A 14,039-nucleotide genomic window follows, 5' to 3' on the forward strand; every position below is an offset into this window, starting at 1 on the left:
ATTGCGATGGACCAAGGTTTACGTTTCGCTATCCGTGAAGGTGGCCGTACAGTAGGCGCTGGCGTGGTAGCTAAAATTATCAAGTAAGTATAATAAAAGGCCATATTGGCAAAATACTTGAAGTTTATAAAGAGTGAGTGTTGTTATGACAATGCTCACTTTTTTTATGGCTTTTATCAAGGAATCACATTTTCAAATCAATTTTGTATGATGGCATTTCTGGATAGATAAAATAGTCTTCTGTTCTTAACATGAATAATTGTTTTGTAGCTATGAACAGCCTTTTTATTCGGTTATAGTAGCATTCTTTCATTTTTAACTTTTAACAGGTGTTTATATGACACAAACTACACATAAACGAGAAACATTCTCTGGGCGGAGAGCCTTTATTTTTGCGGCGATCGGCTCCGCGGTCGGGTTGGGAAATATTTGGCGTTTCCCTTATGTTACTTACGAAAATGGCGGGGGAGCCTTTATTATTCCCTATATTGTTGCCCTATTAACTGCAGGTATTCCATTACTTTTCTTGGATTATGCGTTAGGTCATAAATTCCGTGCATCCCCGCCGCTGGCTTATCGTAAACTCAAAACTACGTTTGAAACCTTTGGTTGGTGGCAAGTAATGATCAACGTGATTATTGGTCTTTACTATGCAGTTATTCTTGGCTGGGCAGCAAGCTATGCTTATTATTCCTTTAGCTCCGCTTGGGGTAGCAACCCGGTAGATTTCTTCTTACATGAACACATTAAGATGGCAAGTGAGGTGGCATTAAGCTTGGATTTTGTTGATACTGTTGTCGGTCCGTTACTTGCCGTGTGGATTATCACGTTGTTGATTCTTTCTTTTGGCGTACAAAAAGGCGTGGCGCGTTCTTCCGTCATCTTTATGCCGATTTTGGTGATTATGTTTATTGCCTTGGTGGTCTATTCTTTATTTCTACCGGGTGCAGCAAAAGGTCTTGATGCTTTATTCTCACCAAACTGGGACAAATTAGCTGACCCAAGTGTTTGGATTGCCGCATACGGTCAAATCTTCTTCTCGCTTTCCATTTGCTTCGGCATCATGTTGACCTATGCCTCTTACTTGAAAAAAGAATCGGATTTAACCGGCGCAGGTTTAGTAGTTGGCTTTGCTAACAGTAGCTTTGAAGTCTTGGCAGGTATCGGTGTATTCTCTGCCTTAGGATTCATCGCTGTTGCGAACGGACAAGATGTCAGCGAGGTTGCCAAAGGCGGTATCGGCTTGGCGTTCTTTGCCTTCCCAACCATTATTAACCAAGCACCGTTAGGTCAATTATTGGGCGTATTATTCTTCGGTTCTTTAGTTTTCGCCGGGTTAACTTCTTTCATTTCCGTATTAGAAGTTATCATTGCGGCAGTACAAGATAAATTACGCTTACGTCGTGCACACGCCACGTTCTTGGTTGGCTTACCAATGATGGTTGCATCCACCTTATTGTTTGGTACGGCAGCCGGCTTGCCGATGCTTGATACCATGGACAACTTCGTCAACATGTTCGGTATCGTTGCCGTAGCGTTCTTCTCTTTACTCTCCATCATCGTGACCGGCAGATTAAAAGAACTTGGTGAACACTTAAATGAAACCAGTTCTTTCAAAGTTGGCGCAATCTGGAAAGCCTGCATTGTGGTTACCACCGGCGTATTAGCATTCATGCTTTACAAAGAAGCCACTAAAGTATTGGCAAACGGCTATGAAGGCTATCCTGAATGGTTCGTTAACATCTTCGGTTGGGGCATGGCAATCGGTTTAGTCATTATCAGTTTCTTACTTTCCCGTTTACCGTGGAAGCACTTGACACAAAAACAAGGAGAAAATCATGACAACTAATGCAATTATCATGATGGCCATCGCGCTCATCATCATCTGGGGCGGATTGTTACTTTCCGTTATACGTTTACCAAAAGAGTAACGGTACTCTCCAAACAGCATCTTAGTCTATTGATTGAGATGCTGTTTTTATTTGATTTTATAGAATGAAAATAAAGTGAATATTTAGGTATTTTATTTAGCTATGACCCAAATTTTATTATTCCTAAAAAGTTAATCGGTGATATTAAAAGGAAAAGAAAATGGCACGTTGTGCGTGGGCGGAGGGTTCGCCATTGTATCGGGATTATCATGATCACGAGTGGGGAAAGCCGCAATTTGATAGTCAGAAATTATTTGAGAAACTTTGTTTAGAAGGGCAGCAGGCGGGGTTGTCGTGGATTACGGTGTTACAAAAGCGGGAAAATTATCGGCAGGCGTTTTACCATTTTGATCCGCAAAAAATTGCACAAATGACAGATGAAGACATCAATCAGTGTATGCAAAATGCCGGTTTGATTCGGCATCGGGCAAAATTGGAGGCGATTGTGAAAAACGCCAAGGCGTATTTGGCGATGGAAAAGTGCGGTGAAAATTTTAGTCGTTTTATTTGGTCCTTTGTGGATGGGCAACCGCAGGTAAATGATGTGCCCAATTTAACCATGGTGCCAGCCCAGACGGCTGTTTCCGTGGTGTTATCCAAGGCATTAAAAAAGCGCGGTTTTGTGTTTGTCGGCCCGACCACCTGTTATGCGTTTATGCAATCGATGGGCTTGGTGAATGATCATTGGAATCAGTGTTGTTGCAAATAGGACACATAAATAACGCTGATTAACCCCTGTGATTTAGCCTGTTTTACAGTATAATCACGCTATCTTTGGTTGTAATGGTTGTCTACTCTCATGAAAAAGAATACTTACACGTTAATTTCGTTGTCAATTTTGACCGCACTTTATAGCGCCGATAGCGCGGCTGATTTAGCAAAGCAGTGTTTATACGGTGTGCCGCATTTTACCGGTGAAGTGGTGAGTGGAAATCCGAACGATTTGCCGGTGTATATTGAGGCGGATCAGGCGGAGATAACACAGCCTCGTAGCGGAATTTATAAAGGCAACGTAGATGTTAAACAAGGCAATCGTCATTTACAATCTGCGGAAGTTGAGGTGCAACAACAGGGAAGCGGTGATAACGTGCAGCGTTATGCGTTTGCCCGTGGTGGATTTGATTATCGAGACAACCAAATCAATTTGCTGGGCGATGATGCCAAAATTCATTTAAATACCAAAGATACGGATGTTCGCAACGCACATTATCAATTAGTGGATCGCCAAGGCCGTGGGTCGGCAGAAAGCGTGGAATTGCGCGATGACTATCGTGTGATGAAAAATGCGACATTTACCTCTTGTTTGCAAGATGATCATTCTTGGTCGATTTATGCCGATGAAATGCGTCAACACGTTAAAGAAGAGTATGCAGAAATGTGGCATGCCCGTTTTAAAGTACAGGGCGTGCCGGTGTTCTATACGCCGTATTTGCAGTTGCCGATTGGCGACCGCCGTCGTTCCGGGTTATTGATTCCAACCTTGGGACATGGCAGTCGGGATGGCTCTTTTTATGCTCAGCCGGTGTATTGGAATATTGCCCCGAATTTAGATGCCACGTTAACGCCGAAATATATGTCTCGTCGTGGTTGGCAGTTGAACAGTGAATTTCGCTATTTAACGACATTAGGCGAGGGGCAGATTGCCGGTGAATATTTGGGCGATGATCGATTAAAAGATTATGACAGCGAAAATCGTAAGCGTCATTTATTCTATTGGAAGCATAATGCGGCTTTTGCACGAGATTGGCGTTTGGATTTGAATTACACTAAGGTGAGTGATAAGCGTTATTTTAACGACTTTGATTCTGCTTATGGCAGCAGCACTGACGGGTATGCGGATCAAACTGGGCGAATTGCGTATTATCAACCCAATTACAATATTGCGATGTTCGTTAAGCAATTCCAAATTTTTGATGAAGTGGTTATTGGCCCTTATCGCGCTTTGCCTCAAATCGACTTTAATTATTATCAAAATGGATTATTCGGTAATAAAGTGGATTTTAAACTCTTTTCTCAAGCGGTCCGTTTTGATAATGATAGTGCGCAAATGCCGACGGCGTGGCGTTTCCATGGGGAACCGAGTGTCAATACAACCTTGTCAAATCGCTATGGCAGTATGAATTTGGAAGCGAAGCTTTATGCCACCCAGTATCAGCAAAAGAAAGGGCGGTCAGATAAGGCAGAGGACGTTGAATCGAGCGTCAATCGTATCTTGCCACAATTAAAAATTGATTTGCAGAGTGTTTTAGCCTCTAACCAAACCTTTATTTCGGGCTATACACAAACCCTTGAGCCGCGTGCGCAGTATTTGTTCCGCCCTTATAAAGATCAAAGCAATATCGGTTCTAAACTGAATTCGCAGTATTTAGGATTCGGTTACGATTCTTCGCTATTACAACAAGATTATTTTTCGCTGTTTAATTCACGTCGTTATAGCGGCTTGGATAGAATTGCGTCAGCCAATCAAGTGACGCTAGGGGGAACCAGTCGATTCTTTGATGAAAATAAAGAAGAGCGGTTTAATATCGCCGTTGGGCAAACTTATTACCTTGAACCGTCACGAATTGATGAGAACCGTGATAACCGAACCGAAGGATCGTCTTCTTCATGGGCGATTGAAGCGAACTGGAAAATCAATGATCTGATGCGTTGGCGGGGAGGTTATCAATACGATCCTCAGCTGGGGCAGGTTTCTCTGGCGAACACCGGAATGGAATATAACCCGACAAAAAATAACGTGGTGCAGTTAAATTATCGCTATGCCAGTAAAGAATATATTAACCAAAATTTAACGGCAGAAGCGAATCGCTATAATCAAGATATTAAACAACTTGGCGTTCAAGTCGGTTGGGAGTTAAGTGATCATTGGGCGATTGCAGGTCGTTATTATCAAGATTTAGCCCTTAAAAAACCGGTGGAGCAATACCTCGGCGTGCAGTATAACACCTGTTGCTGGAGTGTTGGTGTCGGCGCAAGACGTTATGTTACCAGTCGTCAGAATCAAAAAAATGATGACATCTTCTATGATCACGGTATTGGTGTCACCTTTGAACTACGTGGGTTTAGCCATGATCATAAAACCGGCATAGAGAATATGATGAAAAAAGGCAAATTGCCTTATTTGCAGGCGTTTAGCCTTTACTAATGATGAGAATGCCCTGACATGATCAGGGCATTTTTTGTTTGAGAGAGCGTTTAAGCGGCAAAGAAACGTCTGCGCATCATGAGGTAAAGCGTGCCTAGTATCAATAATCCAATCATGATGGAGGCAAACCAGAACAGGGATAAACCGAGCACGCTAAGCAGCATATCTGCCGTACCTTGGTATAAATGCAATCCCACGTTTGCCATGGATGCCAGTCCAAACGAGAATGCCCAAAATGAAACGGTGAAACCATTTTGAAAAATCCAAGGCAGTAAACGAATTAAGAACAATAATTGCAACACACCGTAACCGATAAGTAGCTTCACCAATAAATCGATTTCGCCACCATTTAACGCCAAATAAGTAGAACAACCCACGAATGCCGGCGCAAGCTGAATGCCAATAACCGGACGAACGGCAGGTGCGAGCGGCTCTAAATTGCGTAATCGTTGCAAAATTGCCGGTTCTAGACTGAGCCATGAAAATACACCGGCACCGAAAAAGAGCATACCAACTTCGTTGTAACCTAAATAGCCTAATGCCGTGCCACTGACAAAATTGGTTGCCACTGTTGGTAAGTACATAATCGGTGTGGCGGCTTCCGCTTTATGAATGCCGCGCCACAATCCTGCTGCACGGTAAGCAGCAAAAGCTAACTGCCCGATAATGCCCAATGTAATTAACCCAACAGACAAAGCGATTTCATACGGCAACGCCGCTAAGCCAATTAACATGGTCGTAATCGGAATTAAGCTGATAAAACAACACTGAATGACATGATGTAATTCTTCCTTAGCCTGATGTGGAAAACGCCACCATTTCACGCCATACGCGGTGATAAAAATCAACCAAATTATCGTGGCTAAACCAAGCAAGGTTTCACCGACCCATGCCGGCAGTGCCACAGTGTGAGCACCATAACGCCAAGCTAAGCCTAATGCGGCTAATCCTAAAACGATACTGAAATAATTGACCGGAATAGGAAAAGGTTTTTGCTGTTCCATTAATTTGCCTCAATTTGATAACACAAGTCTTGTTCAATTACGCGCAACAACAAATCAATATTGGGATGTTTTCCGACATTTTCGCGCGCATCTTGCGTATGTTCGGCGAAGAGTTGCAATCCTTTCTGTGCCGAAGTGCGGTCTAATTTTCCGTTAAATTCTTGGGCTAAGGCATTGTACACGCGCAGTGAACCTAATTTGCCGGCTACGGCAGGAATGTGATGAATCACCGTGCCGTTATCCAAGATAGTTAATCCGGAAAGATGATCAATAGAGGGTAGTGTCTCTAATATTGTTTTAAAATCCATAAAATTTCCTTCGATCATCGGTTAAAAAACTAACGAATGGCTTGTTGGCTATCGATTTCGCCCTGCTTGCCGATAAAGCGGACTTCCGGTTGCAAGTGAATATCAAAACGTAGCGCCACAAGCTGATAAATATGATGAGCAAGTTCCACGACATCAGATGCCGTGGCATTGCCTTGATTAATCAATACTAACGCTTGTTGCTGATGCACTGCGGCGCCGCCGATTTGGAAGCCTTTCAAGCCGCATTGATCGATAAGCCAACCTGCGGCTAATTTTATGCTGCCGTCCGCTTGAGGAAAATGTGGGATCGTCGCATAGTTTTGTTGTAATCGCTCAAATTGTTGGGCTGAAACCACGGGGTTCTTGAAGAAACTGCCTGCGTTGCCAAACACGTTCGGATCCGGCAATTTACTTTGACGCACGGCACAAATTTCGGCAAAAACATCCGCAGAAGTGACCGCACTTTTATCCAGATTGGCTAAATTGCCGTATTTCAACACCGGTTTCCACGCCTTCGCCAATTTTAAGCCAACGGCAGTTATCACATAACCTTGCGCATATTGATGCTTAAAGACGCTTTCCCGATAACCAAATTCGCATTCGGCATTGGTGAGGCGGAACAATTCGCCGGAGTGAAGATTCATCACCTCCACATAATCACATACATCTTTAAATTCCACGCCATAAGCGCCGATATTTTGAATCGGCGCCGATCCTGCACAGCCGGGAATGAGCGCTAGATTTTCCAAACCATAATACCCCTGCTCGATGCTCCATCTCACCAAGTCATGCCAGACTTCGCCGCCATTAACGTGTAAATAATGAAAATCTGCATCTTCCCGATGTTCAATGCCAAGTAGGCGATTTAGCAAGACAGCGCCATCAAAATCCTCTACAAAAAGCACATTGCTGCCTTGTCCTAAAAAAAGCACCGGTAACTGTTCCGCCAAGCAGTCTTGCCAAGCCTGTTGCAATGCCGGAATCGAGTGAATCTCGATGATTTTTTTAGCTTTTGCAGGAAGAGAAAACGTATGAAAAGGTTGTAAATTTTGCATGTATTCGTCCTTTTAAGATAAGGCGTGAGCCAGTGTGACTTTGACTTCTGTGCCGCCACTTGCTCGACGAGAAATTGTTAATTTGGCATTGAGTTGTGTACTGCGTTCTTGCATGATGTTTAAGCCGTAATGCCCGTCAGGTTCTTCCAAACTAGGAATGCCCACACCGTTGTCGCGCACAATGAGTTCGTATTCGCCATCTTCGTTTGTGTGCGCAATCACTTCAATTAACGTGCCTTGTGAATGTTTAATGGCATTTAATACCGCTTCACGCACAATTTGCAAGGCATTCACTAACTGTGGCGCATTAAAACTTTGCGATGGCAGGGTACAATCCACGCTCATTTGCATGTCGGTTTGATTGCGTAAAGAATCAATCACTTGCTCCAATGCCAGTTTTAAATTCGCTTCCTGAATGGTTAAACGGAAGGTTGCCAACAGCTCGCGCAATTGGCTATAACCATCGCTCAGGGCTTGTTCAAATTGCTGAATAATCGACAAGCTTTTCTTTTTGGAATCCGGTTCGTCTTTGTTCAAGTTGTGTTTTAACAGGGTTAATTGAATTTGTAAAAAAGCCAACACCTGCGCCAAAGAGTCATGTAGCTCGCGGGCGATAATCGAACGCTCTTCCATTAACAACAATTGCTCTTGCTGACGTTGGGTTTTGTGGAAGTAGAGCGAACGGCTAAGCATTTGCGCCAAGTTATTCATGGTGCGCAAATCCGGGCAAGGCAACCCTGCCTGCCAATGCAGAATTGCCAAAGTTTCCCCTTCCATGCTCACATCTGTTTGCTGACATTCGATTAACGGTTGTTTCGTACCAAGGCAAATGTTCCAATGTTCCGCATCCAACACTTTTAGTTCTAAATAACGCAAGTGTTCGCTGCTCATAATATTTTGCATCACCGTTTGCAAAATCTTGCCGTCAATATTGTTGGTGGTGACCAGTTGGGAACAGTGGTACAACGTGGTTAAAGAGCGGTTGGTTTGTTGCAACTTTTGTGTTTTTTCATTTACCGTTGCTTCAAGACTGGAATATAACTTACCCAATTCAGAGGACATCTTGGTGAATGTGCGCGCTAAATTGCCGATTTCATCTTCTTTATCTATATCTAATGGAATATGTTTAAATTGCCCCATTTGCACTTGGATACTGGCTTGTGTCAGCTGTTCCAATGGGCGCACAACTGCCTTACGGGTGTACCAATTCACATACGAAACCATCACAAAAATCAACAATAATGACAAAGCAATTACCCATACTGCCAAAATCCAACGCTGTTCGGCGGAATATTGCAATGCAGAGACAAATTGATCCACTTGCGCCACATAGTCGGCAATATCACGTTGATATTCAATGAAATTTTTTTGCCGCGCGAATGACTCCATTTTCTCCCAACGCATAATGAGATTGTCGTAAGAGGATTTCACGTCTTCAGATACAAAAAACTGGTGGTGGATATTCTGTAGCGATTGTGAATACAGACTTTCACGGTATTGCTGCAAGCCTTTTTCCACTAACTCCGGTTGATGCTCCATGTCGTACAATAGGCGATAACTTTGCATACGCAATGAGCCGGAGACATTAATGGCTTCGGCATACGATCTATTGCCCGCCATTAACGTAAAGCTTAAAGAGGCAATGACACCAACAAAGATAATAATTACAATGAGATAGTTGGCTATGCGGGTAGAAACGGAGTGTTTAATTTTAACCATAGAATATCTGTCTAAGTGCGTTGCGGGGTTTCGACTACACAGGCTCTCCCCATTTGGATAGGACGATGAGGAGAGCATGAAGTGCGGTCATTTTGGGCTGTCTTTTTAACGCAAGAAATAACGATAGGATTTACTGTCGGTAACATCTTGATAGACGTAACCTAAGGTTTTCAAAGCGTGTTCAAATTCGCCGGTATCGCATTGTTCCAATTGGAATCCGGCGAGGATATTGCCATAGTCGGCACCGTGAGCGCGGTAGTGAAAAAGAGAAATGTTCCAGCGACCACCCAACGTTTCAAGGAATTTTAATAATGCGCCTTTTTGCTCAGGGAATTCGAAGGTATAAAGGCGTTCGCCGTGATCAGCAACCCGTCCGCCCATTAAATAACGCACATGGGTTTTGGCGATGTCATCATCGGACATATCTTCTACATCGAAGCCATTTTGTGTTAACTCTGCGATAATTTCTGCTTTTTCGGCTTCATTCGCGGTGCGAACCCCAGCGAAAATACAGGCTTTTTGGTCATCTGCGTAGCGGTAGCTAAATTCGGTCACTGCACGCGCACCAAGCGTATGGACGAATTTTAAGAAGCTGCCCGGCTGTTCCGGCATGGTGACGGCAAGCAAGGCCTCGCGGTTTTCACCGATTTCGCAACGTTCGGATACATAGCGGAGCGTATGGAAATTCAAGTTGGCGCCGGATAAAATCGCCGCCATGTTTTTGCCCTGAATATTGTGCTGTTTGACGTATTTTTTCAGACCGGCTAAGCCTAATGCCCCTGATGGCTCAGAGACGGCACGGACGTTTTCAAACAAATCTTTCATCGCGGCACAGACTTCGTCGCTGTCCACCAGTACTATGTCGTCGAGATATTGTTGGCATAGGCGGAAGGTTTCATCACCGATACGTTTTACCGCTACGCCGTCGGCGAATAAGCCAACGTGTGCTAAATCCGTCGGTTTGCCGTTATCTAAGGCGGCTTTTAAGCAGGCAGAATCTTTGGATTCCACACCAATGACTTTAATTTCCGGCATAAATTGTTTGAGTAAAATCGCCACACCGGCAGCCAAACCGCCACCGCCCACTTGCACGAAGACATAATCCAAATCCGCCACTTGTTGTAACATTTCCATCGCTAATGTGCCTTGCCCGGCAATGACTAACGGATGGTCGAAAGGCGGAATAAACGTCATGTTTTTTTCTTTTGATAGCGCAATGGCTTTCGCTTTGGCTTCATCAAAATTCGCGCCGTGCAACAACACCTCACCACCAAAACCACGCACCGCATCTACTTTAATGCTGGGGGTATTTTGTGGCATTACGATAAGGGCTTTTAAGCCAAGCTGTTTTGCTGATAACGCCACGCCTTGTGCATGGTTGCCGGCAGAGGCGGCAATCACACCTGCGGCTTTTTGTTCCGCCGATAGACTGGAAATCATGGCATAAGCGCCACGCAGTTTGAAGCTGTTAACCGGCTGGCGATCTTCACGTTTGATCCAAATCGCATTATGCAGGCGCTCAGATAACTTATTCATTTTTTGTAATGGTGTTACCTGTGCCGCTTCGTAAACACGTGAGCCCAATTTGACGATGGCGTTAATATAATCGTTTTGGGTGGGATGAGGGGTGGTTAATAAGTTTTTCATGATGATGTTATATCGTAGATGTCGAGTATGATTGTGATGGCAAACAAGTGAAAGTGCGGTGGATTTTAGAAATGCTTTTAAAATTCACCGCACTTTTTGTTATTATCATTTTCCTTTTTTCACCCAGTAGCGATAGGGAAGTTGTTCGGTTTCGCTATGCAACAGGGTGTGATCCATAAATTGACAAAAACTGGGGATGTCTCGCGTTGTGGCCGGATCATCGGCTAACATTAAAAGCACATCGCCGTTTTCTAAATGGCGAATATGCTTGCGGATTAACATGACCGGTTCAGGGCATCGCAGCCCGATAGTATCCAGTGTTTGGGTGATTGTGATGTTCTTCATTTTAGCTATTTGTTATGAAAAATTGCAGGTTATAATACAATAAAACACAGTATAAAATCAGCAAAATTCCTTAATGGCATGATTGAATATAGCATTCCTAAAAGTGCGGTGGATTTTACCGAAGAAATTAAAAAAAGCCGTTTTATTACCTATTTGCGCCACACGGAAGGTTTGGCTGAGGCGAAAGCCTTTTGGCATGAAATCAAGGCATTACACCCGAATGCCCGGCATTGGTGTTGGGCAACGGTGGCGGGCAAGCCCAATGATTCACAACAGCTCGGCTTTTCGGATGACGGCGAACCGGCGGGAACGGCAGGAAAACCGATGTTGGCGGCTTTACAAGGAAGCGGATTAGGTGAAATTTGCGCAGTAACGGTTCGGTATTATGGTGGCATTTTGCTAGGGACCGGTGGCTTGGTCCGGGCTTATGGCGGCGGTGTTCAACAGGCGTTAAAGCGGTTAGACGTTACGACCAAAGTGGACTATTTGCGCTATCAAGTGCGGTGTGATTATAGCCAAATTCAGTGGCTACAAGCATTGTGCGAAAAATATGATGCGGCGGTTATCGAGCAAGATTTTCAGGTTGAAGTTACAGTAATGTTAGGGATTCGCTTAGATAAATTGCAGGCATTTGAACGGGAATTGACCGAAAAATCTGCCGGTAGATTATCTTTGGAACAGAGTGAGTAAGAGAGTTTTTAGTGCATTTTTTATCTATTTTACGCATTGTCGGCATTCTTGTGATGTGCTTTTCAGGCACAATGTTATTGCCGGCATTTGTCGCCCTGCTTTACGGAGACGGTGGCGGTAAAGCCTTTATTCAATCTTTTGTGATTAGCGCTATCGCCGGCGCCATTTTGTGGTGGGCGTGCCATCATCATAAAGAAGAATTGCGATCACGTGAGGGGTTTTTAATTGTTGTGGCCTTTTGGGTCGTCATGGGCAGTTTAGGGGCGATCCCATTTATTTTATTTGACGATCCTGATTTAACCATATCCTCTGCTTTTTTTGAATCTTTTTCCGGTTTAACGACCACCGGTGCGACGAATATCATCGGTTTGGATAAGTTGCCGAAAGCGATTTTATTTTACCGCCAATTTTTACAGTGGTTAGGTGGTATGGGGATCATTGTGTTGGCTGTGGCGATCATTCCATTATTGGGGATCGGCGGTATGTCATTATATCGCGCCGAGATTTCCGGGCCGGTCAAAGAAAATAAAATGCGCCCGAGAATTACCGAAACAGCGAAAACATTATGGTTTATTTATGCTTCATTAACGACACTGTGCGCAATGGCTTATTGGTTAGCCGGAATGTCGCCATTTGATGCAATTAGCCACAGTTTCTCAACCGTTTCTATTGGCGGCTTTTCTACGCATGATAGCAGTATCGCGTATTTTAATAGTTCTGCCGTTAATCTGATTACCATTGCATTTTTACTCATTTCAGCCTGTAACTATGCCTTGCATTTCAACGCCTTTTCTCAAATTGGCAAAGGCAATATCCTGTCAAGCTATTTTCGTGATCCGGAATTTCGCTTTTTTATTTTTATTCAATTGGTGCTTATTGCGGTATGTTTTGTGATGTTGCTTGGGCATCATCGTTTTAATGATGATTGGCTACAAAATCTTGAACAATCGGCATTCCAATCGGTTTCCATTTCGACAACCGCAGGTTATACCACCTCAAGTTTCGATCAGTGGCCATTATTTCTTCCGATCTTATTATTATTCGCCTCTTTTATCGGCGGTTGTGCAGGATCAACTGGTGGCGGATTGAAAGTCGTGCGCGTACTTGTGCTTTATTTGCAAGGTAAACGAGAGCTTAATCGCTTAATTCATCCGAATTTAGTCTATCCGATAAAATTGGGTAAACGTGTATTGGATGAAAGGGTGATTCAAAGTATTTGGGCGTTTTTTTCTGCCTATTTATTGGTCTTTGTCATTTGTTTACTTGGCGTGATTAGCTGTGGCGTTGAGACATTTGACGCATTCAATGCCGTCATTGCTTGTTTAAATAATCTTGGACCGGCACTGGGGTCGGTCAGCAGTAATTTTGTTGATATTCCCGACAGCGCCAAGTGGGTTCTCACGTTAGCGATGGTGTGCGGACGTTTAGAAATCTTCTCACTTTTAGTTCTATTTACACCGACATTTTGGAAATCTTAATGAAAACGCTCATTCTCTATTCCACACATGATGGACAAACCAAAAAAATAGCCAGTTTTATTGCAAATGTGATTAAAGAAAACGTGGAGGTTAAGTCAATTCATGATGAATTCGAGCTTCAAGCCTATGATCGTATTATGATTGGCGCCTCGATCCGCTACGGGCATTTCAATAAACAGCTGTATAAAATGTTAGAAAAACACACCGCACTTTTAAATCAGAAGACGACGGCATTTTTTGGCGTCAATTTAACGGCGCGAAAACCTGAAAAATCCACACCGGAAACTAATGTTTATGTACGCAAATTTTTGCAACGTATTACTTGGAAACCGACGATATCGGCAGTGTTTGCCGGCGCGCTGCTTTATCCGCGCTATAAGTTTTTCGATCGTATTATGATCCAATTGATTATGCGCATCACTGGCGGAGAAACAGATCCGACAAAAGAGATCGAATATACAGATTGGCAGAAAGTGCGGTCATTTTCTGAGGCGTTTTTGCAGATCAAATAAGCAAATTGTATTTTTTCTAACCTATCAAACATTTTTTTTTGAAAAAACACTTGATCCTCAGGATCGAATCTCTATAATACGCCTCCGCACCGCAAGGGTAGCAAATAAAAAGAAAAATTCTTGAAAAATTTTCTTGACGATAAAATAACGAGAAGTTAGAATTATCAACCTTGCTTAGTGCAAATGTTCTTTAACAATCAATCAG

At 43.5% G+C, this 14,039-nt stretch carries 13 protein-coding genes and 1 pseudogene; 8 read left to right on the forward strand and 6 right to left on the reverse strand.

Features of this window, described 5'->3' with window-relative positions; all coding sequences use genetic code 11:
* From QZ106_RS06560 to lptD, 5 genes and pseudogenes are all read left to right on the forward strand, one after another.
* Positions 1-87: pseudogene (locus QZ106_RS06560) on the forward strand (elongation factor Tu); the annotation flags it as partial.
* 250 nt (positions 88-337) lie between these two features.
* Positions 338-1,849: a sodium-dependent transporter gene (locus QZ106_RS06565; RefSeq protein ID WP_295975795.1), complete on the forward strand. Its 1,512-nt coding sequence runs from the start codon at positions 338-340 to the stop codon at positions 1,847-1,849.
* Entirely contained in the window at positions 1,839-1,931 is a 93-nt protein-coding gene (locus QZ106_RS06570; RefSeq protein ID WP_209363984.1) for a methionine/alanine import family NSS transporter small subunit, read from the forward strand. The genes QZ106_RS06565 and QZ106_RS06570 overlap by 11 nt, the downstream gene beginning before the upstream one ends.
* Positions 1,932-2,091: 160 nt before the next feature.
* Positions 2,092-2,640, forward strand: coding sequence for a DNA-3-methyladenine glycosylase I (locus tag QZ106_RS06575; protein ID WP_295975797.1), 549 nt, complete (start codon positions 2,092-2,094; stop codon positions 2,638-2,640).
* A gap of 90 nt (positions 2,641-2,730) precedes the next feature.
* Positions 2,731-5,076 carry an LPS assembly protein LptD gene (lptD, locus tag QZ106_RS06580; protein ID WP_295975799.1) on the forward strand — a complete coding sequence of 782 codons (2,346 nt, stop codon included), beginning with the start codon at positions 2,731-2,733 and terminating at the stop codon, positions 5,074-5,076.
* A 50-nt stretch (positions 5,077-5,126) separates the two neighbouring features.
* On the opposite strand, the gene tehA is transcribed toward lptD, so the two are convergent.
* The 6 genes from tehA to tusA all read right to left on the reverse strand — a co-directional run bounded on the left by tehA (position 5,127) and on the right by tusA (position 11,154).
* A complete protein-coding gene (gene tehA / locus QZ106_RS06585) occupies positions 5,127-6,080 on the reverse strand; it encodes a dicarboxylate transporter/tellurite-resistance protein TehA (RefSeq protein ID WP_209363987.1) in 954 nt (317 codons plus the stop codon).
* Positions 6,080-6,388, reverse strand: coding sequence for a DUF2322 family protein (locus QZ106_RS06590; RefSeq protein ID WP_295975802.1), 309 nt, complete (start codon positions 6,386-6,388; stop codon positions 6,080-6,082). The genes tehA and QZ106_RS06590 overlap by 1 nt, the downstream gene beginning before the upstream one ends.
* Positions 6,389-6,417: 29 nt before the next feature.
* A complete protein-coding gene (gene murB / locus QZ106_RS06595; RefSeq protein ID WP_295975804.1) occupies positions 6,418-7,443 on the reverse strand; it encodes a UDP-N-acetylmuramate dehydrogenase in 1,026 nt (341 codons plus the stop codon).
* A gap of 12 nt (positions 7,444-7,455) precedes the next feature.
* The gene (gene narQ / locus QZ106_RS06600) at positions 7,456-9,162 is read right to left on the reverse strand and encodes a nitrate/nitrite two-component system sensor histidine kinase NarQ (protein WP_295975805.1); all 1,707 of its coding nucleotides are present in this window, start codon (positions 9,160-9,162) and stop codon (positions 7,456-7,458) included.
* Positions 9,163-9,267: 105 nt separating this feature from the next.
* A complete protein-coding gene (ilvA, locus tag QZ106_RS06605; protein WP_295975806.1) occupies positions 9,268-10,809 on the reverse strand; it encodes a threonine ammonia-lyase, biosynthetic in 1,542 nt (513 codons plus the stop codon).
* A 105-nt stretch (positions 10,810-10,914) separates the two neighbouring features.
* Positions 10,915-11,154 carry a sulfurtransferase TusA gene (gene tusA, locus QZ106_RS06610; RefSeq protein WP_021615402.1) on the reverse strand — a complete coding sequence of 80 codons (240 nt, stop codon included), beginning with the start codon at positions 11,152-11,154 and terminating at the stop codon, positions 10,915-10,917.
* A 78-nt stretch (positions 11,155-11,232) separates the two neighbouring features.
* Between tusA and QZ106_RS06615 the strand changes: the two genes are divergently transcribed.
* From QZ106_RS06615 to hemG, 3 genes are read left to right on the forward strand one after another with little or no spacing between them, the layout of a single operon-like run.
* Entirely contained in the window at positions 11,233-11,844 is a 612-nt protein-coding gene (locus QZ106_RS06615) for a YigZ family protein (protein WP_295975808.1), read from the forward strand.
* 11 nt (positions 11,845-11,855) lie between these two features.
* Positions 11,856-13,322 (forward strand): TrkH family potassium uptake protein, encoded by a 1,467-nt coding sequence (locus QZ106_RS06620; protein WP_295975810.1) that lies wholly within the window; start codon positions 11,856-11,858, stop codon positions 13,320-13,322.
* Positions 13,322-13,834, forward strand: a complete 513-nt coding sequence (hemG, locus tag QZ106_RS06625) for a menaquinone-dependent protoporphyrinogen IX dehydrogenase (RefSeq protein WP_295975811.1) — start codon at positions 13,322-13,324, stop codon at positions 13,832-13,834. Before QZ106_RS06620 ends, hemG begins: the two co-directional genes overlap by 1 nt.
* The last annotated feature ends 205 nt before the right edge of the window (positions 13,835-14,039 follow it).

The organism is uncultured Aggregatibacter sp. (genome assembly GCF_901873365.1).
Taxonomy (GTDB): Bacteria; Pseudomonadota; Gammaproteobacteria; order Enterobacterales; family Pasteurellaceae; genus Aggregatibacter.

Excerpts from the sequence above, each read along its gene's own strand:
- QZ106_RS06565 (WP_295975795.1), top strand. The coding sequence starts at position 338 with ATGACACAAACTACACATAAACGAGAAACATTCTCTGGGCGGAGAGCC.
- QZ106_RS06570 (WP_209363984.1), top strand. The coding sequence starts at position 1,839 with ATGACAACTAATGCAATTATCATGATGGCCATCGCGCTCATCATCATC.
- QZ106_RS06575 (WP_295975797.1), top strand. The coding sequence starts at position 2,092 with ATGGCACGTTGTGCGTGGGCGGAGGGTTCGCCATTGTATCGGGATTAT.
- lptD (WP_295975799.1), top strand. The coding sequence starts at position 2,731 with ATGAAAAAGAATACTTACACGTTAATTTCGTTGTCAATTTTGACCGCA.
- tehA (WP_209363987.1), bottom strand. The coding sequence starts at position 6,080 with ATGGAACAGCAAAAACCTTTTCCTATTCCGGTCAATTATTTCAGTATC.
- QZ106_RS06590 (WP_295975802.1), bottom strand. The coding sequence starts at position 6,388 with ATGGATTTTAAAACAATATTAGAGACACTACCCTCTATTGATCATCTT.
- murB (WP_295975804.1), bottom strand. The coding sequence starts at position 7,443 with ATGCAAAATTTACAACCTTTTCATACGTTTTCTCTTCCTGCAAAAGCT.
- narQ (WP_295975805.1), bottom strand. The coding sequence starts at position 9,162 with ATGGTTAAAATTAAACACTCCGTTTCTACCCGCATAGCCAACTATCTC.
- ilvA (WP_295975806.1), bottom strand. The coding sequence starts at position 10,809 with ATGAAAAACTTATTAACCACCCCTCATCCCACCCAAAACGATTATATT.
- tusA (WP_021615402.1), bottom strand. The coding sequence starts at position 11,154 with ATGAAGAACATCACAATCACCCAAACACTGGATACTATCGGGCTGCGA.
- QZ106_RS06615 (WP_295975808.1), top strand. The coding sequence starts at position 11,233 with ATGATTGAATATAGCATTCCTAAAAGTGCGGTGGATTTTACCGAAGAA.
- hemG (WP_295975811.1), top strand. The coding sequence starts at position 13,322 with ATGAAAACGCTCATTCTCTATTCCACACATGATGGACAAACCAAAAAA.